The 20,424-nt window shown below is 73.5% G+C and carries 16 protein-coding genes and 1 pseudogene; 9 read left to right on the top strand and 8 right to left on the bottom strand.

Annotation, left to right across the window (positions count from 1 at the left end; all coding sequences use genetic code 11):
• Window positions 1–3: 3 nt before the first annotated feature.
• Genes ACFWJX_RS13025 through ACFWJX_RS13015 form a run of 3 tightly spaced genes read right to left on the bottom strand, consistent with a single transcriptional unit; the run spans window position 4 to window position 3,494 of the window.
• The gene (locus ACFWJX_RS13025) at window positions 4–954 is read right to left on the bottom strand and encodes an AAA family ATPase (protein ID WP_383241066.1); all 951 of its coding nucleotides are present in this window, start codon (window positions 952–954) and stop codon (window positions 4–6) included.
• Complete coding sequence (locus ACFWJX_RS13020) at window positions 951–3,128, bottom strand: trypsin-like peptidase domain-containing protein (RefSeq protein ID WP_383241063.1); 2,178 nt, start codon at window positions 3,126–3,128, stop codon at window positions 951–953. The genes ACFWJX_RS13025 and ACFWJX_RS13020 overlap by 4 nt, the downstream gene beginning before the upstream one ends.
• A gap of 3 nt (window positions 3,129–3,131) precedes the next feature.
• A complete protein-coding gene (locus tag ACFWJX_RS13015) occupies window positions 3,132–3,494 on the bottom strand; it encodes a CU044_2847 family protein (protein ID WP_383241870.1) in 363 nt (120 codons plus the stop codon).
• Between the two features lie 262 nt (window positions 3,495–3,756).
• Here ACFWJX_RS13015 and ACFWJX_RS13010 point away from each other — a divergent pair, with 262 nt between their 5' ends.
• The 5 genes from ACFWJX_RS13010 to ACFWJX_RS12990 all read left to right on the top strand — a co-directional run bounded on the left by ACFWJX_RS13010 (window position 3,757) and on the right by ACFWJX_RS12990 (window position 10,853).
• Window positions 3,757–5,277 carry an aldehyde dehydrogenase family protein gene (locus ACFWJX_RS13010; protein ID WP_383241060.1) on the top strand — a complete coding sequence of 507 codons (1,521 nt, stop codon included), beginning with the start codon at window positions 3,757–3,759 and terminating at the stop codon, window positions 5,275–5,277.
• A gap of 72 nt (window positions 5,278–5,349) precedes the next feature.
• Window positions 5,350–6,879 (top strand): GMC family oxidoreductase, encoded by a 1,530-nt coding sequence (locus ACFWJX_RS13005; RefSeq protein ID WP_383241057.1) that lies wholly within the window; start codon window positions 5,350–5,352, stop codon window positions 6,877–6,879.
• Window positions 6,879–7,958, top strand: a complete 1,080-nt coding sequence (locus ACFWJX_RS13000) for a glycine betaine/L-proline ABC transporter ATP-binding protein (RefSeq protein ID WP_383241054.1) — start codon at window positions 6,879–6,881, stop codon at window positions 7,956–7,958. Before ACFWJX_RS13005 ends, ACFWJX_RS13000 begins: the two co-directional genes overlap by 1 nt.
• On the top strand, window positions 7,958–9,898 hold the full coding sequence (locus ACFWJX_RS12995) for an ABC transporter permease (RefSeq protein ID WP_383241051.1): 1,941 nt from the start codon (window positions 7,958–7,960) through the stop codon (window positions 9,896–9,898). The genes ACFWJX_RS13000 and ACFWJX_RS12995 overlap by 1 nt, the downstream gene beginning before the upstream one ends.
• Before the next feature lies 1 nt (window position 9,899).
• On the top strand, window positions 9,900–10,853 hold the full coding sequence (locus tag ACFWJX_RS12990) for an ABC transporter substrate-binding protein (RefSeq protein ID WP_383241048.1): 954 nt from the start codon (window positions 9,900–9,902) through the stop codon (window positions 10,851–10,853).
• Window positions 10,854–10,890: 37 nt separating this feature from the next.
• On the opposite strand, the gene ACFWJX_RS12985 is transcribed toward ACFWJX_RS12990, so the two are convergent.
• Together ACFWJX_RS12985 and ACFWJX_RS12980 are read right to left on the bottom strand one after the other, a co-directional pair.
• Entirely contained in the window at window positions 10,891–11,610 is a 720-nt protein-coding gene (locus tag ACFWJX_RS12985) for an isocitrate lyase/phosphoenolpyruvate mutase family protein (protein WP_383241045.1), read from the bottom strand.
• A 46-nt stretch (window positions 11,611–11,656) separates the two neighbouring features.
• Window positions 11,657–12,196, bottom strand: a complete 540-nt coding sequence (locus tag ACFWJX_RS12980) for a carboxymuconolactone decarboxylase family protein (RefSeq protein ID WP_383241868.1) — start codon at window positions 12,194–12,196, stop codon at window positions 11,657–11,659.
• A gap of 62 nt (window positions 12,197–12,258) precedes the next feature.
• Between ACFWJX_RS12980 and ACFWJX_RS12975 the strand changes: the two genes are divergently transcribed.
• Entirely contained in the window at window positions 12,259–13,644 is a 1,386-nt protein-coding gene (locus ACFWJX_RS12975) for a PLP-dependent aminotransferase family protein (RefSeq protein WP_383241042.1), read from the top strand.
• A 167-nt stretch (window positions 13,645–13,811) separates the two neighbouring features.
• Here the strand turns inward: ACFWJX_RS12975 and ACFWJX_RS12970 are convergent.
• Window positions 13,812–14,619 (bottom strand): annotated as a pseudogene (locus ACFWJX_RS12970) (hypothetical protein).
• Window positions 14,620–14,918: 299 nt separating this feature from the next.
• Here ACFWJX_RS12970 and ACFWJX_RS12965 point away from each other — a divergent pair.
• The 3 genes from ACFWJX_RS12965 (at window position 14,919) to ACFWJX_RS12955 (ending at window position 18,262) form a co-directional block, all read left to right on the top strand.
• Window positions 14,919–16,370 carry a glycine hydroxymethyltransferase gene (locus tag ACFWJX_RS12965; protein ID WP_383241039.1) on the top strand — a complete coding sequence of 484 codons (1,452 nt, stop codon included), beginning with the start codon at window positions 14,919–14,921 and terminating at the stop codon, window positions 16,368–16,370.
• 114 nt (window positions 16,371–16,484) lie between these two features.
• On the top strand, window positions 16,485–17,498 hold the full coding sequence (trpS, locus tag ACFWJX_RS12960) for a tryptophan--tRNA ligase (RefSeq protein ID WP_383241036.1): 1,014 nt from the start codon (window positions 16,485–16,487) through the stop codon (window positions 17,496–17,498).
• A 185-nt stretch (window positions 17,499–17,683) separates the two neighbouring features.
• A complete protein-coding gene (locus ACFWJX_RS12955) occupies window positions 17,684–18,262 on the top strand; it encodes a 2'-5' RNA ligase family protein (RefSeq protein WP_383241033.1) in 579 nt (192 codons plus the stop codon).
• Window positions 18,263–18,282: 20 nt separating this feature from the next.
• On the opposite strand, the gene ACFWJX_RS12950 is transcribed toward ACFWJX_RS12955, so the two are convergent.
• Together ACFWJX_RS12950 and ACFWJX_RS12945 are read right to left on the bottom strand one after the other, a co-directional pair.
• A complete protein-coding gene (locus ACFWJX_RS12950) occupies window positions 18,283–19,038 on the bottom strand; it encodes a decaprenylphospho-beta-D-erythro-pentofuranosid-2-ulose 2-reductase (RefSeq protein ID WP_383241030.1) in 756 nt (251 codons plus the stop codon).
• Window positions 19,039–19,067: 29 nt separating this feature from the next.
• Complete coding sequence (locus ACFWJX_RS12945; RefSeq protein ID WP_383241027.1) at window positions 19,068–20,417, bottom strand: FAD-binding protein; 1,350 nt, start codon at window positions 20,415–20,417, stop codon at window positions 19,068–19,070.
• Window positions 20,418–20,424 lie beyond the last annotated feature (7 nt).

Below are 20,424 nucleotides of genomic sequence, written 5' to 3'. Positions count from 1 at the left end.
GCCTCACAACGCTCCGGTGAGCTGGTGCAGTACGGCGTCCAGCAGGCCGTCCGCGTCGAGGTCGACGCCGCTGGTGCGCAGGAACACGGCGTTGAGGAGCTGGTCGGTGGCGAGTTCGCCGGGGGCACGCCGGCTGAGGAACGCGGCGATCAGATCGTCCGCCTCGCGTAGCGCCTCCTCGCCGAGGTGGGCGGTGACGATCTCCCGCAGCCGCTCCTCGGTGGGAACTTCGAGGCCCAGCCGGACGCAGCGGCGCAGGAAGGCGGGCGGGAAGTCCCGCTCGCCGTTGCTGGTGATGACGACCACCGGGAACTCGGCGCACTGGACGCGGCCCTGATGGACGGTCACCGTGTCGCGGTGGTCGGCGGTCCGGACGTCGATGTCCGCCATGTCCTCGGGCAGCCGGGTCAGTTCGGGGATGTCGAAGTAGCCCTCCTCGAAGACGGTGAGGAGGTCGTTGGGCAGGTCGACGTCGCCCTTGTCCATCTCGTCGACGAGCAGGGCGCGCGGGGTGGCGGACGGCACGAGCGCGGTGCCGAGGGAGCCGAGCCGGATGAAGGTGCCGATGGACGGCTCGCGTTCACCCCGGTCGCGGCTGAGGGTCGTCTCGCGCAGCCGGCCGATCGCGTCGTACTGGTAGAGGGCCTCGCGGACGGTGGAGCGGCTGTTGATGGACCAGCGCAGCAGCTCACCCAGCCGCAGTTCGTGGGCGACGGCGCGGGCCAGGGAGGACTTGCCGGTGCCGGCCGGGCCGGTGACCAGGAGCGGCCGACGCAGATGGAGCGCGGCGTTGACGACGTCGGCGTGCTGCGGCTCGATCAGGTACGGCAGTTCCGGGCGGGCGTCCGGGGCCGGGCTGAAGCGGCGCCAGGGCGGAGCCGACGGCAGGGCGACGGCGCGCGGGACGCCGTCGCCGCGGAAGAGGCGCCAGTCGGCCTCGGGTGCGGAGGTCATGCGCTCTCCTGGGGTTCGGTCAGATGCAGGCGGGGCACGGTGCGGTCGGCGTCAGCCCAGGCGAGGACCGGGCGGCCGGGGAACTCGGGGGCGCGGGTCCCGCGGGCGTTGGCCCGGTAGACACGGACTCCGTCGGGCAGTTCACGGGTGGCGACCCGCGCCATGTGCCGGACCGCGTGGGACGGGGCCGGGACGTGTGGCGCGGCCGGTGCCTTGTCGTGCCCGCGGTCCCACACCACGACCGGTATGCCCACGGCGAGGCAGACCTGAACGATGGCGTCGCGGGGGCCCGGCGGAACGTCGACGGAGACCCGGACCGTCTCCAGACGGCCCATCAGCTCGTAGTACACCTGGTGCGGGTCCTGGGCCGCGTCCGACAGGACCAGCGTCTCGCCCGAGTCGAGCTGCCTCCACCGCTCGCGCCAGTCGGGGAGGAAACGCTCGTGCCGGTGCAGGAGTTCGGGACAGTGCACGACCAGCGGGAACTCCACGCCGAGGACACCGGGCACCACCTCGCCGGGTGCCTGCGCGGCCCACTCGTCGACCGGGAGGTTGAGGTCGGCGCGGTCCACCAGTACCTCCACGAGCGGCCGTCCGGCGTCCGTGGCAGCCGTGGGCGCCAGGGACTCCAGGACGCGCAGCAGCTCGCGCGCGGCCTCGGAGGCCGAGTAGGTGGCGGAGCTGTCCGTCGACACCTGGCGCGGACCGGTGCCCTCGTCGCACCACACGCGCAGCCGGTGCCGGCCCCGTCCGGCGCGGGTCACCCGGGCCAGGACGCGCACCCGCCGGACCCCGCCGCGCAGCATGCGGGCCCACTCCTCGGCGTCGGACCGGCGCTCGCGCAGCGCGGCGAGCGGAATGCCGAGCCGCCCCGCCACGCCGTCCGACCACAGCCGCAGGTCCGCCTGGCGGGGCGCCGGGCACAGCGCGGCCAGGTACTCCACGACGCGCAGCAGCACCGGTACGCGCGGCCCGCCGTCGTCGGAGTGGCCGTCCCCGGACAGGGTCTCCAGCTGGTCGAGCAGGACGTCGAGGGTGTCTCCGTCGGCCGGGGCGGCGACCCGTTTCGTCGCCTCCCGCACCGCCTCGGGCAGCCGGGTGAGCACCGGCCGTTCCACCCGGCGCAGCAGTTGGTGCAGGCGGCGGTGTTCGCGGGGCGAGAGCAGCAGGGGGCTGCCGGAGAACCGTCCGGCGACGAGGACCCGGTCCGCGGCCCGGGGGTCGCGCTGGCGGAGGATCTCGCTGAGGGCGGCCAGCGCCCGCGGCCGGGTGAGCAGGAACCGCGCGAACTCCTCGACCCCGGGCGGCGTCACCGGGCTGCCCGGCTCGACCCCGCACGCGTGGGCGAGCTGCCGGGCGGTGTCGCCGCGCGAGTACTGCGACGGCAGGGCGTCCCGGATCGCCGACACGAGCATGTCGTGGGCGGGCTCGTCGGCCTCGTCGCCCGGCCCGTTCTCCGTGTCCAGGACGCCCAGGGGCCGCAGTTCGGCCTCGACCCGCTGCCAGGGGATGCCCCAGCTGCGCCGGATCATGTGCTGGAAGCTGGGCGGCAGCGGGGTCCCGTCGGGGCCGCACGGCGGCATGAAGTGGGCGGCGACCAGGCCCACGACGGCGTTGTCCTGCTCCGACCACAACGGGCCGCCGCTGTAGCCGGGGCCCACGGCCATCCCGGTGCCCTTGCCGTCGAGGTAGCCGACCGGCCCGTCGAGGGCGGCGACCTCCAGATCGGCGAAGGTCGCGCCGTGCCCGCTGCCGTGCCAGGCGCGCACCTTCTGCCCCGGCGCCATGCCCGTACGGCGGGAAGGGGCGGGGACGGTGCCGGGCGGGGCGTCGACCCGCAGCACCGCGAGGTCGCCGAGCCACTCGCCGTCACCCTCGCGAACGGCCCCGCCGTCCCGTGCGCGGGGCGCTATCCAGTGCACCACGTGCGCGGGGACCCGCTCGCTCTTCCAGGGCCCCTGGACGTCGACGACCACCTCGTCGAGAGCCGGTACCCGGGTCTCGAACAGGGGCCTGCCCAGGGCGTCGTTGACGACGTGTGCGCACGTCAGCAGCGTGTCGACGCCCAGGACGACCGCGCCGCCCGCCGTCATGCCGTCCGCGGACCGGCGTACCGACGCGACGCACGAGGCCGCCTCGTCGCCGGACGCCGCCGCGACCTTGAACCAGCCCACCCCTCACCCCGTGCCGGGGGAGGGTTTCCAGCTGGCGGTGACGGTCAGATGCGCCTGTCCGCTCCCGCCCACGATCCCGAGCTTGAGGTCCTGCCCGACCTGCACGCCGAACGTCACGCTCAGTTCGTCCGGCGGGTCCGGTACGGCCGAGACGGCGTCGTGGACCTCCTGGAGCAGCGGTCCGAGCGGTCTGAGGGCCCCGCGCAGTGCCCCGGCCGCGAGGCCGGCGACGGCACCGCCGCCGGTGGCCACGGGGACGGCCCGGCCCATGCCCTCGGGGAGGTCGTCGGCCCTCGGCGCGGGCCCGCTCGGCGCGGGGCCGACGAGGAATCTGATCGGCGTGCCGTCGTCTAACTCGGCGTTCATCGCTGTGGACACCCCAGCATTGTGATCGACGGGACGAATGCGGACCAGACCCCCGGCAAGGTCCGGGCGGCCGGCGCCGATGACGGGGGAGGACCACCGAGCCCGTCATTTACCCGTTTTGTCCGCATTCTCAGTGACGCGGCGCACTTTCGGCCATGGATCGCGCATGCAACCGGGGCCGAAGGGCATGCGCTCACGGTCCCGGTGGGTGACGCGGATGTCACGCACGGGCACCGAACAGGAACGGAAGGCAATCCCGATCATGGCGGACACTACAGAACTCCAGGCGCGGAAGACCATCTGCGCGGGCGGCGAATGGCGCGAAGCCGTCTCCGGCGCCACGCGCGAGATCCTCGACCCCGCGGACGCCCTGCCGTTCGCCCTGGTCGCGGAGGGCGACGAGAAGGACACCGATCTCGCCGTGGCGGCGGCCCGGCAGGCCTTCGACCACGGCGACTGGCCGCGCACCCCCGTCACCGAGCGCGCCGCGCTGCTGCGCCGCGTCGCCGGACTGCTCGTACGCGACCGTGAGGAACTCGGCCTGCTGGAGAGCCGGGACGCGGGCAAGACCGTCGAGGAGGGCCGCGTCGACATCGACTGTGTCGCCGACGCCTTCCGCTACTTCGCCGACCTCGTCGCGGGGGAGGCCCCCGGCCGGGTCGTCGACGCGGGCTCGCCCGACATCCACAGCGTCGTCGTCCACGAACCGGTCGGCGTGTGCGCGCTGATCACCCCCTGGAACTACCCCCTCCTCCAGGCGAGTTGGAAGATCGCCCCGGCGCTCGCCGCCGGCAACACCTTCGTCGTCAAGCCCAGCGAGATCACCCCGCTGACGACGATCGCCCTCATCGACCTGCTCGCCGAGGCCGGACTGCCCGCCGGCGTCGCCAACATCGTCACCGGGCCGGGCCACACGGTCGGCGCCCGCCTCGCCGAGCACCCCGACGTCGACCTGGTCTCCTTCACCGGCGGCCTGGCCAGCGGCACCAAGGTCGCGCAGGCCGCCGCCCCGAGCGTCAAGAAGGTCGCCCTCGAACTCGGCGGCAAGAACCCCAACGTCGTCTTCGCCGACGCCTGCGCCACCGAGGACGGCTTCGACACCGCCGTCGACCAGGCACTCAACGCGGCCTTCGTCCACAGCGGCCAGGTCTGCTCGGCGGGTGCCCGCCTCATCGTCGAGGAGTCCGTCCGCGACCGCTTCGTCACCGAACTCGCCCGCCGGGCCGGGCGGATCCGCCTGGGCCGCGGCACCGAGGACGGCGTCGAATGCGGCCCCCTCGTCTCCGCGCAGCAGCGCGCCAAGGTCGAGGAGTACGTCGAATCGGCGCTCGCCGAGGGCGCGGTGCTGCGCTCCGGCGGCAAGCGCCCCGACCCCTCCCCGCAGCGGCCGGAGAACGGCTACTTCTACGAGCCGACCGTCCTCGACCACTGCCACCGCGAGATGCGCGTCGTCCGAGAGGAGGTCTTCGGCCCGGTCCTCACCGTGGAGACCTTCCGCACCGAGGACGAGGCGGTCGCCCTCGCCAACGACACCGAGTACGGCCTCGCGGGCGCCGTCTGGACCACCGACGCGGGCCGCGCCCGCCGGGTCGCCGGCCGGCTGCGGCACGGCACCGTCTGGATCAACGACTTCCACCCCTACCTCCCGCAGGCGGAGTGGGGCGGCTTCGGCAAGAGCGGAGTGGGCCGCGAGCTCGGCCCGGCCGGACTCGCCGAGTACCGCGAGACCAAGCACGTCTACCAGAACCTCGCGCCGAAGCCGGTCCGCTGGTTCGCGGGCTGACCCGCACACCGACCGGCGTCCCCCGCCCCCGGCCGCCCCCACCCCCGACCTCCCCCCACCCTGGAGTCCCTCATGCCCGAGTCCCCCCACGTCTACGACTACGTCGTGATCGGCGGTGGCACCGCCGGCTCCGTCATAGCCTCCCGCCTCACCGAGAACCCCGATGTCACCGTCGCCGTCATCGAGGGCGGCCCCAGCGACGTCGGCCGCGACGACGTCCTCACCCTGCGCCGCTGGATGGGCCTGCTCGGCGGCGAACTCGACTACGACTACCCCACCACCGAACAGCCGCGCGGCAACTCCCACATCCGGCACAGCCGCGCCCGCGTCCTGGGCGGCTGCTCCTCCCACAACACCCTCATCGCCTTCAAGCCGCTCCCCTCCGACTGGGACGAGTGGGAGGCGGCCGGCGCCCGCGGCTGGGGCGCGGTCTCCATGGAGGCCTACTACGACCGCCTGCTGAACAACATCGTCCCGGTCGACGAGAAGGACCGGAACGCCATCGCCCGCGACTTCGTCGACGCGGCCCTCGCGGCACTCGGGGTACCCCGCGTCGAGGGCTTCAACCGGCGGCCGTTCACCGACGGCGCCGGCTTCTTCGACCTGGCCTACCACCCCGAGGACAACAAGCGCTCCAGCGCCTCGGTGGCCTATCTGCACCCGGTCATGGACCAGCGCCCGAACCTCCACATCCTCCTGGAGACCTGGGCGTACCGGCTGGAGCTGGACGGCACCCGGGCCACGGGCGTGCAGGTACGCGCGCGGGACGGTGAGGAGTTCGTCGTACGGGCCCGCAACGAGGTCGTGCTGTGCGCGGGCGCCGTCGACACGCCCCGCCTGCTCCTGCACTCCGGCATCGGACCGAAGGCCGACCTGGACGCCCTCGGCATACCCGTCGCCCACGACCTGCCCGGCGTCGGCGAGAACCTCCTGGACCACCCCGAGTCGGTGATCGTGTGGGAGACGCACGGACCGATCCCGGAGAACTCGGCGATGGACTCCGACGCGGGCCTCTTCGTGCGCCGCGACCCCGAACACGCGGGCCCCGACCTGATGTTCCACTTCTACCAGATCCCCTTCACGGACAACCCGGAGCGCCTCGGCTACGAACGCCCCCCGCACGGCGTCTCGATGACCCCCAACATCCCCAAGCCCAAGAGCCGCGGCAGGCTGTACCTGACCAGCCCGGACCCCTCCGTCAAGCCCGCCCTGGACTTCCGCTACTTCACCGACGAGGACGACTACGACGGCCGCACCCTCGTCGACGGGATCAGGATCGCCCGCGAGATCGCGAAGACCGAGCCGCTCGCCGGCTGGCTCAAGCGCGAGGTGGCCCCCGGCCCGCACATCACGGGCGACGAGGAGCTGAGCGAGTACGCCCGCAAGGTCGCGCACACCGTGTACCACCCGGCGGGCACCTGCCGGATGGGCGCGGCCGACGACGAACTCGCCGTCGTCGACCCCCGGTTGCGCGTCCGTGGCCTGGAGGGCCTGCGCATCGCCGACGCCTCCGTGTTCCCGACCATGACCGCCGTGAACCCGATGATCGGCGTGCTGATGGTCGGGGAAAAAGCCGTCGACCTGATCGGGGGCGATGCGTGATGACCACGCTCCCCAACACCCCCGTGTTCTCCGTCGAAGGCCTCTGGAAGGTCTTCGGCCCCAAGTCCGAACGCGTCCCGCTCGACGCCGAGCTGGCCGCCCTCCCGGCCGCCGAGCTGCGCTCCCGCACCGGCTGCACGGCCGCCGTGCGGGACGTCTCCTTCGACGTGCGCAAGGGCGAGGTCTTCGTCGTGATGGGCCTGTCCGGCTCCGGCAAGTCAACCCTCGTGCGTTGTCTGACCCGGCTGATCGAACCGACGGCCGGCGCCATCGCCGTCGACGGCGAGGACGTCCGCGCGATGGACCGCACCCGCCTGCGCGAACTCCGCCGCCACCGCGCCGCGATGGTTTTCCAGCACTTCGGTCTCCTCCCGCACCGCACGGTCCTCGACAACGTGGCCTACGGCCTGGAGATCCAGGGAGTCGGCAAGGCCGAACGCCGCGAGCGGGCCCGTGAGGTGGTCGCCAAGGTCGGCCTGGAGGGCATGGAACACCGCAGGCCGGGCCAGCTCTCCGGCGGCCAGCGCCAACGGGTCGGCCTGGCACGGGCGTTGGCGGCGGACCCGGAGGTCCTCCTCTTCGACGAGCCGTTCAGCGCGCTCGACCCGCTGATCCGGCGGGACATGCAGGAGGAGGTGATCCGCCTGCACCGCGAGGAGGGCCGCACGATGGTCTTCATCACGCACGACCTGAGCGAGGCGCTCAAGCTCGGCGACCGCATCGCCCTGATGCGCGACGGCCGTGTCGTCCAGCTCGGCACCCCGGAGGAGATCGTCGGCTCGCCCGCCGACGACTACGTCCGCGAGTTCGTCCGCGACGTGCCCCGCGAGCAGGTCCTCACCGTCCGCACGGCCATGCGCGCCGCGACCCACGCGGAGGCCGGCAACGGCCCGGCCGTCGCCCCCGACGCCACGGTCTCCGAGGCCATCGAAGCCGTCGCCCGCACCGGCACCCCGGCCCGGGTGATGGACCGGGGCCGCTGCCTGGGAGTGGTCGACTCGGACGCCCTGCTGGGGGTCGTGGCGGGGGCGGCACCCGGTGCCGCCGCGGGGGCGGAACCCCGTGAGGAGGCGGTCTGATGGCGACGGTCACCGCCCCGGCCCTCCGGGGCACCCTCCCCGGCGTCCTGAAGCACCGAGCCCTCCGCAAACTCCTCCTCCTCGCCCTCGCGGCAGCGATCCTCGCCCCCCTCGCCCACGCCCGCTGGCACAGCGGCACCTGGCCCGCCGCCCTCACCGTCGACCTGACCGACCCGCTGACCCACGTCAGCGACTGGATCATCGACAACCGGGACAGCCACCCTCTGTTCCTCTACTTCTTCGGCCACATCAGCAACGGAGTCGTCCTCTCCGTACGCGCCGTCTACCTGTTCCTGCTGGCCGCGGGCTGGGCCGGCGTCACCGCGCTGGGCGCGTTCGTCGCCTGGCGCACGGCGGGCGTACGGCTGGCGCTCGGCACCGCCGCCGCGTTCCTGGCCTGCGGTCTGCTCGGCATGTGGGTGCCGACCATGCAGACCCTCGCCCTCATGGTGGTCGCGGTGCTCGCGTCCGTCGTCGTGGGCGCGCTGCTGGGCCTCGCCGCCGGTCTCTCCGACCGTATGGACCGCGCCCTGCGCCCGGTCCTGGACACCATGCAGGTGCTGCCTGCCTTCGCCTACCTGCTCCCCGTCGTCCTGGTCTTCGGCATCGGCGTCCCGGCGGCCGTCCTGGCCACCGTCGTGTACGCCGCCCCGCCGATGGCCCGCCTCACCTCGCTCGGTCTGCGCGGCGCCGACAAGGAGGTCCTGGAGGCGGTCGAGTCGCTCGGCGCCACCTCCCGCCAGCGCCTGCTGACGGCCCGTGTCCCGCTGGCCCGCAGGGAACTCCTCCTCGGCCTCAACCAGACGATCATGATGGCGCTGTCGATGGCGGTCATCGCGTCGGTGATCGGCGGCGGCGGTCTCGGCGACCGCGTCTACCAGGCGCTGGCCTCGGTCGACGTGGGCGCGGCCCTCGCCGCCGGCATCCCCATCGTGCTGCTCGCGGTCGTCCTGGACCGGGTGACGGCGGCCGCCGGACGCGGCACCGAGCCGGCCCACGGGCGCCGCACGACGTACGCGCTGCTCGCCGCCGTCGTGGCCGTCGCCGTCGCCGTACGGCTGGCCGGCCGGCTCGACTGGCCGGACGCGTGGACGGTCGCCGTCGCCGAGCCGGTCAACCGTGTCGTCGACTGGATGACCGACCACCTCTACTCGGGGGTGCCCGTCGTCGGCGGCACCGCCGACTGGGCGGGCCGGTTCACCACCTGGGTCCTGGACCCGGTCCGCGACGGCCTCCAGTGGCTGCCCTGGTGGTCGGTGCTGCTGCTGGTCGCCGCGCTCGCCTGGCTGATCGGCACCTGGCGCACCGCGCTGACCGCCGTCCTCGCCATGGCCGCGATCGGTGTGCTCGGCGTGTGGGAGCCGTCCCTGGACACGCTGTCGCAGGTCCTCGCGGCGGTCGCCGTCACCCTCGTGCTGGGTTTCGCGACCGGTGTCGCGGCGGCCCGCAGCGACCGTGTCGAACGGCTGCTGCGCCCCGTCCTGGACGTCTTCCAGACGATGCCGCAGTTCGTGTACCTGATCCCGGTCGTCGCCCTGTTCGGCGTCGGCCGCGCACCGGCGGTCGCCGCGGCCGTCGTGTACGCGCTGCCCGCCGTCGTCCGCATCACCACCCAGGGTCTGCGGCAGGTCGACCCGGCCGCCCTGGAGTCCGCCCGCTCGCTCGGCGCGACCGGCGGCCAGCAACTGCGCCAGGTCCAGCTCCCGCTGGCCCGGCCCGCGCTGCTGCTCGCCCTCAACCAGGGCGTCGTCCTGGTCCTCGCCGTCGTCATCATCGGCGGCCTGGTCGGCGGCGGCGCCCTCGGCTACGACGCCGTCTTCGGCCTCGCCCAGGGCGACCTCGCGACCGGTCTGGTGGCCGGCGCCGCGATCGTCTGCCTCGGCCTGATGCTCGACCGCGTGACCCAGCCGGCCGTCCGGCGCGCGAAGAAGGGAGCCTGACATGCGAGTCCGTACGACCACGACCGCCGCGGCGGCCGGTCTGCTGCTGCTGACCGGCTGCGGCGCCGCCGACATGACCGAGCAGGCCTCGCCCTTCGCCAACGCCCAGGGCGCCAGGACGGTGACGCTGTCCGTCCAGTCCTGGGTGGGCGCGCAGGCCAACGTGGCCGTCGCCCAGTACCTCCTGGAGCACGAACTCGGCTACCGCGTCGACACCGTCCAGGTCGACGAGGTGCCCGCCTGGGACGCCCTCAGCCAGGGCCGCGTCGACGCGCTCCTGGAGGACTGGGGCCACCCCGACCAGGAACAGCGCTACGTCGACGACAAGAAGACCATCGCGCGCGGCGGCGACCTCGGCGTCACCGGGCACATCGGCTGGTACGTCCCCACCTACTTCGCCAGGGCCCACCCGGACGTCACCGACTGGAAGAACCTCGACAAGTACGCCTCGCGGTTCCGCACCCCGGAGAGCGGCGGCAAGGGCCAGCTGATGGACGGCTCCCCGTCGTACGTCACCAACGACAAGGCCCTGGTGGAGAACCTGGACCTGGACTACCAGGTCGTCTTCGCCGGCTCCGAGGCCGCGCAGATCACCCAGATCCGCCGGTTCGCCCAGGAGAAGAAGCCCTTCCTGACCTACTGGTACTCCCCGCAGTGGCTGTTCGAGAAGGTCCCGATGACCGAGGTGAAGCTGCCCGCGTACAAGGACGGCTGCGACGCCGACCCGAAGAAGGTCGCCTGCGGCTATCCGCAGACCCCGTTGCAGAAGTACCTCAACGCGGACTTCGCGAGGACCGGTGGCAAGGCGGCGGCCTTCCTGAAGAAGTTCGAGTGGACCACCGAGGACCAGAACATGGTCTCCCTGCTGATCGCCGACCAGAAGCTCACCCCCGAGGAGGCGGCGAAGAAGTGGGTGGACAGCCACGAGTCCACCTGGCGCGCGTGGCTGTCCTGACGAGAGGCCTCTGACCCGGCCGGCGCATGCCACCCGGCTAGCGCATCCGCGCGGCGATCTCCGCGACCGCGGCCGTCGCCCGCCGCTGCAACCCCGGCCCGAACGTGACCCGAGTGGCCCCGAGTTCGCCGAGTTCGGCGGGCGAGGGGCCCTCGTCGATCCGTGCGAGCACATTGACCGGCGCCCGTATCCCGGACCGCAGCAGCGGCAGTACGGCGACGGGGGCGCCGATCGGATACACGCAGTCGGCGCCCGCCGCGACGTACAGCGCGGCCCGCTCCATGGCCCGAGCCGGGTCGGACTCGCCCCGGAGGAAGGTGTCGATCCGCGCGTTCACGAAGAGCTGGTCGGCGGCGGCCGACCGTACCTCGGCGAGCCAGTCGGCGTGCGCGTGCGCGTCCTTGAGGACACCCCCGTCGGAGTCCTCCAGGTTGCAGCCCACCGCCCCCGCCTCCAGCAGCCGTTCGACCAGCTCCTTCGGCGGCAGGCCGTAGCCGTCCTCGACGTCCGCGGACACCGGCACGTCCACGGCGCGGGCGATCCGGGCGACCGCCGCGAACATCTCCTCGGGCGGTGTCTCCCCGTCCGCGTGGCCGAGCGAGGCGGCGACCCCGGCGCTCGGGACGGCCAGCGCCGGGAAACCGGCGTCGGCGAGAGCGCGGGCGCTCGCCGCGTCCCACGGCCCCGGCAGGACCAGGGGGTCGTCGGGGAGCCGTCCGCGGTGCAGGGCGCGGAAGGTGTCGGCCTTGGTCACCATGTCGTGCTCCCCCGTAACGCGTCGCGGGCGCCGGCCGTGCGGCCGGTCACCGGTGCTGCCCCGGCTGGTAGTGCCCCGGCACCAGCCGGCAGGTCACGCCGAACCGGTTCCACGCGTTGATCACCGTGATCGCGGCGATCAGCTGCGCCAGCTCCGCCTCCTCGAAGTGCTTGGCGGCCCGCTCGTACACCGAGTCCGGCACGAACCCGTCCGTGAGGACGGTCACCGACTCCGTGAGTTCCAGCGCCGCCAGCTCCTTCTCCGTGTAGAAGTGCCCCGACTCCTCCCAGGCGCTGAGCTGCACGATCCGCTCCACGCTCTCCCCGGCCGCGAGGGCGTCCTTGCTGTGCATGTCCACGCAGAGCGCGCAGCGGTTGATCTGCGAGGCGCGGACCTTCACCAGCTCCAGCAGCTTCGCGTCCAGACCCTTCCGGGCGGCGGCGTCCAGCCGGACCATCGCCTTGTAGACCTCGGGGGCCAGCTCGGTCCAGGCCAGCCGGGGGGTGTGCTCGGGGGCGTACTCCACGGCCGTCGCGCTGTCGGTCCCGTGCGTGATGCCGTCGTTCGGGACGCCGTCGGTCGTCATCGCTTCGTTCGTCATGGCTCCGACCCTAGGAGCGAGGCTGCCCACGGGTATGGTCCATTTCCATGGCGAAACCGTGGGCCACTCTGGGCGTCGACCTGCACCTCGAACCGACCGGTCCCGGCGTACGCCGCGGCCTGACCGACGCCCTGCGCGAGGCCGTCCGCGGCGGCCGGCTGGCCCCCGGCACCCGGCTGCCCTCCTCCCGGACGCTCGCCGCCGACCTCGGCGTCGCCCGCAACACCGTCGCCGAGGCCTACGCCGACCTGGTCGCCGAGGGCTGGCTGACCGCGAGACAGGGCTCCGGCACGCGCGTGGCGGACCGCGCGGTGGTCCCGCCGGCCGGTGCGGCACGCGCGCCCAGGGAACGCCACCGCCCGGCGTACGACCTGCGCCCCGGCACCCCCGACCTCGCCTCCTTCCCGCGCGCCGAATGGCTCAAGGCAGCCCGCCGCGCCCTCACCGCCGCCCCCAACGACGCCCTCGGCTACGGCGATCCGCGCGGCCGCGTCGAACTGCGCACCGCCCTCGCCGGCTACCTCGCCCGCGCCCGCGGCGTCCGCACGGACCCCGGACACGTCCTCGTCGTCGCCGGGTTCATGCACGGACTCCAGGTGCTCGGCAAGGTCCTGCGCTCCCGCGGCGTCCACACGGTCGCCGTCGAGTCGTACGGCCTCGACCAGCACGAGAAGCAGCTCACGGCGGCCGGACTGCGGACCGTCCCGCTGCCCTTCGACCGCCTCGGCACCGACCCCGACGGGCTGAACGACGCCGGAGCCGTCCTCCTCACCCCCGCCCACCAGTTCCCGATGGGCGTCCCGCTGCACCGCGACCGGCGGGCGGCCGTCGTGGACTGGGCGCGCCGCACCGGCGGCCTGGTCCTGGAGGACGACTACGACGGCGAGTTCCGCTACGACCGCCAGCCCGTCGGCGCCCTCCAGGGCCTCGACCCCGACCACGTCATCTACCTGGGCACCGCCAGCAAGTCCCTCGCGCCCGCCCTGCGGCTCGGCTGGGCCGTACTCCCGCCCGGCCTCGCCGAGCAGGCCGCCGACGCCAAGGGCGGCATCGACACCTGCGGCGTACCGGACCAGCTGACCCTGGCCGAGTTCCTCACCTCCGGCGCCTACGACCGCCATGTCCGCTCGGCCCGCCTGCGCTACCGCCGCCGCCGCGACGCCCTGGTCACGGCCCTGGCCGAACACGCCCCGGACGCCCACGTGACCGGCATCGCGGCAGGCCTGCACGCCGTGGTCAGCCTCCCGCCCGGCACCGAACAGTCGGTGCTCCAGGCAGCGGCCTGGCAGGGCCTGGCCCTGCACGGCCTCTCCTACTTCCGCCACGAATCGGCCCGCGCGGCCCCCCTGGACGCGCTGGTCGTCGGCTACGGCACCCCACCGGACCACGCCTGGACAGGAGCCCTGAACGCGCTGTGCAGGGTGCTGCCGTAAGAGCCGACGCCCGAGTGGGCGCTGCCGCTCCGCGAAGCCCGCAGCCGCGTACTTCGCACCGGCGAGACGCCCTGTGCTCTGTGCTCTGTGCCCAGTGCCACCAGCCTCCCGGCCGCCGGCCCTCGAGGGCCGGCCTGCCGCAGCCTCCGGGTGAGGCCCCCGGACCGTCAGCCCCCCGCTCCCCGCTCCCCGCGGCCCTCCGGCGCGGCAGCCGCCCCCTCGGGGGCATCCTCCGGCGCCTCCCCGAAGCGGGCCAGTGCCAGAGCCCCCGCCACGGCCACCGTGAAGCCGGTCACCGCCGGCCAGCCCAGCCCGTCCCTCGTGCGGTCGCCGAGCCAGACCCCGCCCACCGTCGCCGGGCCGATGGTCTCGCCGATCACCATCGCCGCCGTGGCCGCCGTCACCGAGCCGCGCTGCAATGCCGAGGTCAGGGCCGGGAACGCCGCCGCTCCGCCCACCAGCAGCGCGTACGCCGCCGGGTTCGTGGCGAGGTCCGCCGGGTCGGGCGAGTCGATCAGCCGGACGGCCACCTCGACCACCCCGAACCCGAACCCGGCCCCAGTACCGCCGCACGCCCCCGCTCGGGGAGCCGTCCGGCCGCCGGACCGAGCAGCAGGACGCCACGGCGACCCCGAGCAGCGCGAACTTCAGCGCGGCCGGCCCACCGAGGTCTCCTTCCGCCCGGACGCGATCCCGAGCAGCGCGAGTCCACCGCACACCACTCCCACCGCCGTCCGCTCGGCCCTGCTCAGCCGCACCCCCGGCAGCCGTGCCGCGACCACCGCCGTCACCGCGAGGCTGGACGCGAGCGCCGCCCCGACGGCGGAAGACCGGGATCGACCGCAACGCGGCGACCTGCAACAGGAACCCCACCCCGTCCAGCGCGAGCCCCGCGACGAACCGCCACTGCCGCACCGCCCGCAGGAACAGCGCCGCCCCGCCGTCCGGACCCGGTGCCACCGCCCGCGCGGCCATCGCCTGCAACACCGCCGCCGCCCCGAAGCAGACGGCCGAACCGAGGGCACACACCGTTGCGAAGAGCACGAACAGAGACTCCAGGGGTGACGGACGCCCGCCCCTTCGGCCGTCGCTCGCATGGTGGACGCGGCACCTTCGGCGTCCGGTGACCCCGGTAGGCTGGCGGGCAGGCCGTGACTGGCGCGCTGGGATGGGACGGACCATCGGGGAGCGGCCTGGAGTGACCGAGTGCCGTGCGCCTGGGCCAGACCGAGACCGTGACCGCTTGCACGCCACGCCACCCGGAGGCCGACGTCATGTCAGAGCAGCAGCCCCTCTCCACCGAGTCCACCGCCTTCCGCGCCGCCCTCGACGTGATCCGCGCCGTCGAGCCGCGCGTCGCCGACGCGATCGGCCAGGAGGTCACCGACCAGCGAGAGATGCTCAAGCTGATCGCCTCCGAGAACTACGCCTCCCCGGCCACCCTCCTCGCGATGGGCAACTGGTTCAGCGACAAGTACGCCGAGGGCACCGTCGGCCGCCGCTTCTACGCCGGCTGCCGCAACGTCGACACCGTCGAGTCCCTCGCCGCCGAGCACGCCCGCGAACTCTTCGGCGCCCGCCACGCCTACGTCCAGCCGCACTCCGGCATCGACGCCAACCTGGTCGCCTTCTGGGCCGTCCTCGCCGACCGCGTCGAGGCACCCTTCCTGGAGAAGACCGGCGTCCGCCAGATCAACGACCTCTCCGACGCCGACTGGGCCGAACTCCGCCGGGCCTTCGGCAACCAGCGCATGCTCGGCATGTCCCTGGACGCCGGCGGCCACCTCACCCACGGCTTCCGCCCCAACATCTCCGGCAAGATGTTCGACCAGCGCTCCTACGGCACCGACCCGGCGACGGGCCTGATCGACTACGACGCCCTGCGCGTCTCGGCCCGCGAGTTCAAGCCGCTCATCATCGTGGCCGGCTACTCCGCCTACCCCCGCCTGGTGAACTTCCGGATCATGCGGGAGATCGCCGACGAGGTGGGCGCGACCCTGATGGTCGACATGGCGCACTTCGCCGGCCTGGTCGCGGGCAAGGTGCTGACCGGCGACTTCGACCCGGTCCCGCACGCCCAGATCGTCACGACGACCACCCACAAGTCGCTGCGCGGCCCGCGCGGCGGCATGGTCCTGTGCGACGACTCCCTCAAGGACCAGGTCGACCGCGGCTGCCCGATGGTCCTCGGCGGCCCGCTCCCGCATGTCATGGCCGCGAAGGCGGTGGCCCTGGCCGAGGCCCGGCAGCCCGCCTTCCAGGACTACGCCCAGCGCATCGTCGACAACTCCCGCGCGCTGGCGGACGGCCTGATGCGGCGCGGTGCCACCCTCGTCACCGGCGGCACCGACAACCACCTCAACCTGATCGACGTCGCCACGTCCTACGGCCTCACCGGCCGCCAGGCCGAGACGGCCCTCCTCGACTCGGGCATCGTCACCAACCGCAACGCCATCCCCGCCGACCCCAACGGCGCCTGGTACACCTCCGGCATCCGCATCGGCACCCCGGCGCTGACCACGCGCGGCCTCGGCACGGCCGAGATGGGCGAGGTCGCGGGCCTCATCGACCGCGTCCTGACCACCGCGGAGCCGGGCACGACCAAGTCGGGCGCCCCGTCGAAGGCCTCCCACGTCCTGGACGAGAAGGTCTCCGACGAGATCGCCCGGCGCGCGACCGACCTGGTCGCGGGCTTCCCGCTGTACCCGGAGATCGACCTCGGCTGATCGACGCCGTCAGGACAGCACGCCCGGGGGCGTGGGGAACCGCGCGACCGGCCACACACGGCCCGCAGTTCCCCACGCACCGAACCCCGCCGGCTCTCTGAGAGAATGGTGGGCATGGCGAATGACCGTCCCCGCGTGCTCTCCGGGATCCAGCCCACCGCAGGCTCGTTCCACCTCGGCAACTACCTCGGCGCCGTCCGTCAGTGGGTGGCGCTCCAGGAGTCCCACGACGCGTTCTACATGGTCGTCGACCTGCACGCGATCACGGTTCCGCAGGACCCGAAGGAACTGTCCGCCAACACCCGGCTGGCCGCCGCGCAGCTGCTCGCGGCGGGGCTCGACCCGGACCGGTGCACCCTCTTCGTGCAGAGCCATGTTCCCGAGCACGCCCAGCTCGCCTGGGTCATGAACTGCCTCACCGGCTTCGGCGAGGCCTCCCGCATGACCCAGTTCAAGGACAAGTCGGCCCGGCAGGGCGCCGACCGCGCCTCGGTCGGCCTGTTCACGTACCCGATCCTCCAGGTCGCGGACATCCTCCTGTACCAGGCCGACGAGGTGCCGGTCGGTGAGGACCAGCGTCAGCACATCGAGCTGACCCGTGACCTCGCCGAGCGCTTCAACGGCCGCTTCGGCGAGACCTTCACGATCCCGAAGCCGTACATCCTGAAGGAGACGGGCAAGATCTACGACCTTCAGGAGCCGTCGATCAAGATGAGCAAGTCGGCGTCCACGCCGAAGGGGCTCATCAATCTGCTCGACGAGCCGAAGGCCACCGCGAAGAAGGTCAAGAGCGCGGTCACGGACACCGACACGGTCATCCGCTACGACGCCGAGAACAAGCCGGGCGTGAGCAACCTCCTCGGCATCTACTCGACCCTCACCGGCACCAGCGTCGCGAAGCTGGAGCGGCAGTACGAGGGCAAGCTGTACGGCGCCCTCAAGACGGACCTCGCGGAGGTCGTCGTCGACTTCGTCACGCCGTTCCGGGACCGCACCCAGCAGTATCTGGACGACCCGGAGACGCTCGACTCGATCCTGGCCAAGGGCGCGGAGAAGGCCCGCGCCGTCGCCGCGGAGACGCTGTCCCGGACGTACGAGCGGGTGGGCTTCCTGCCCGCCAAGCACTGAGGGCGCACCACCGCACGCACGTTCCACCGGGCAGAGCGCTGCACATCACTTCCGCTTCGCCTGCCCCCAGCACGGCCGTGGCCGTACAGTCGATAGCCGTACGACTGAGTACGAAAGCCGTACGGCCGGGCACCAACCGGCACCGGGCCGGCGCCCGGCACATCCGACGCGACGAAGGAGACGACGTGGGGACCGTAACGATCGGTGTGTCGATCGCGGTCCCGGAGCCTCACGGCAGCCTGCTCCAGGAGCGGCGCGCGGGCTTCGGCGACGCCGCGGCCCATGGCATCCCCACGCACGTCACGCTGCTGCCGCCGACCGAGATCGACGACAGCGCCCTCCCGGCCGTCGAGGCGCACCTGTCCGCGGTGGCCGAGGCCGGCCGCCCGTTCCCGATGCGGCTGTCCGGCACCGGCACCTTCCGGCCCCTGTCACCGGTGGTGTACGTGCAGGTGGTCGAGGGCGCCTCGGCCTGCGCCTGGCTGCAGAAGCAGGTCCGTGACGCCTCCGGGCCGATCGCCCGCGACCTCCAGTTCCCCTACCACCCGCACGTCACGGTGGCGCACGGCATCGACGAGGCGGCGATGGACCGCGCGTACGAGGACCTCGCCGACTACCGGGCCGAGTGGTCCTGCACCGGCTTCGCCCTCTACGAGCAGGGCGCCGACGGCATCTGGCGCAAGCTCCACGAGTACGTCTTCGGCGGCCCGGTCGTGCCCCCGCAGGCGGCCCACATGGACCGCGGCTCCCTCCCCGCCCGCTGAGCCGAGCAGGAAGCTCGCCGCTAGACCGGCAGCCTGCGGAACAGCCCGCGCGGCAGATGCCGTAGCCCGGACATCACCACGCGCAGCACCCCCGGCACCCACACCGTCTCGGAGCGGCGCCGCAGCCCCAGTTCGAGGGCGGCCGCGACCTCCTCGGGGGTGGTGGCCAGCGGCGCCTCCTCCAGTCCGGCGGTCATCCTGGTCCGGACGAAGCCGGGGCGTACGACCATGACGTGGACGCCCGTCCCGTGCAGCGCGTCGCCCAGCCCCTGGGCGAAGGCGTCCAGGCCGGCCTTGCTGGAGCCGTAGATGAAGTTGGCGCGGCGGGCGCGCTCGGCGGCGACGGAGGACAGCACGACCAGGGAGCCGTGGCCCTGTGCCTGGAGCGCGCGGGCGGCGACCAGGCCCGCCGACACCGCGCCCGTGTAGTTGGTCTGCGCGACGCGCACGGCGGCCACCGGGTCGCGTTCGTCGCGGGCCTGGTCGCCGAGGACGCCGAAGGCGAGCAGCACCAGGTCGATGTCACCCTCCGCGAACACCTTGCCGAGCACGCTCTCGTGCGACTCGGGATCGAGGGCGTCGAAGGCGACGGTGCGCACGTCGGCGCCGAGGGCGCGCAGGTCCGCGGCGGCCGACTCCAGGGCGGGCGTGGGGCGTCCGGCCAGCCGGACCGTGCGGGTGCGGCGGGCGATCAGACGGCGCGCGGTGGCGAGCGCGATCTCGGACGTGCCTCCTAGGACGAGAAGGGACTGGGGGAGGCCGAAGGCGTCCTTCACGACTGCTCCTGGGGTTCTGGAGGGTGGTTCTAGAGGGTGAGTCGGCGTGCGAGGTCGGACACGAACACCCCGCGGGGGTCCAGCTCCGAGCGCAGTGCGCGGAAGTCGTCCAGCCGCGGGTACATCGCGGCGAGCAGGTCGGGGCGGAGCCGGGAGTCCTTGGCGAGGTAGACGCGTCCGCCCGCGGCGGCGACCTCCGCGTCGAGTTCGTCGAGGAAGGCGCCGAGGCCGGGCAGGTTCGCCGGGATGTCCAGGGCCAGCGTCCAGCCGGGCACGGGGAAGGAGAGCCAGCCGGGGTCGGCGTCCCCGAACCGTTTGAGGACGGCGAGGAAGGACGGGCAGCGGCGCCGCGCGATGCGGCCCACGATCCGGCGCAGGGTCTCCTCCCGGCCGTGGCCGACGACGAACTGGTACTGCACGAAGCCGCCGCGGCCGTAGACGCGGTTCCAGTGCGGGACGCCGTCGAGTGGGTGGAAGAAGGCGGACAGCCGCTGGAGTTCGCCGGTACGCGCGCGGGGGGCCCTGCGGTACCAGAGTTCGTTGAACAGGCCCACGGTCCGGCGGGTGAGCAGCCCCTCGGGGACGTACGCGGGCGCGGCCGGCAGCCGGGCGGGACGGAAGGACAGCGGGGCGCTGCGGGCGCGTGCGGGCAGCGCGGCGAGGGGGGCGTGGTCGCCGCGGGTGAGGACGGCGCGGCCGGTGGCGGCGCCGCGGGCGAGGAGGTCGATCCAGGCGACCGAGTAGCGGTAGCGGTGGTCGGTGGCGGTCAGCCGGGCCATCAGGTCGTCGAGGTCGGTCGCGCGCTCGGTGTCGACGGACATGAGGGTCGTCCCGACGGGCTGGAGCCGGACGGTCGCCGTGAGGATCACGCCGGTCAGGCCCATGCCGCCCGCGGTCGCGTCGAAGAGGGCGGTGCCGGGGCGGACCGTGCGGACCGTGCCGTCGGCGGTGAGCAGTTCCAGCGACACCACGTGCCGGGAGAAGGAGCCGGACACGTGGTGGTTCTTGCCGTGGATGTCGGCGCCGATCGCCCCGCCGACGGTCACATAGCGGGTGCCGGGGGTCACCGGCACGAACCAGCCCAGCGGCAGCAGGACTTCCATGAGGTGGTGCAGGGAGACGCCCGCGTCGCACAGGACGCTGCCGCCGGCCACGTCGATGGCGTGGATCTGGTCGAGGCCCGTCATGTCGAGGACCGCCCCGCCGGCGTTCTGCGCCGCGTCCCCGTACGCCCGCCCGAGGCCCCGGGGGATGCTCCCGCGCGCCCCCGAGTCCCGGACGGCGGTCACGGCCTCCTCGTACGTCCTGGGACGGATCAGACGGGCGGTGGAGGGAGCGGTGCGGCCCCACCCCGTGACGGAAACGGTCTCGGCAGGCATGTCGGTG

The organism is Streptomyces sp. NPDC058335 (assembly GCF_042723915.1).
Lineage (GTDB): Bacteria > Actinomycetota > Actinomycetes > Streptomycetales > Streptomycetaceae > Streptomyces.
The sequence above is the reverse complement of the archived record's forward strand: the minus strand, read 5'-3'. Positions and strand labels throughout refer to the sequence as shown.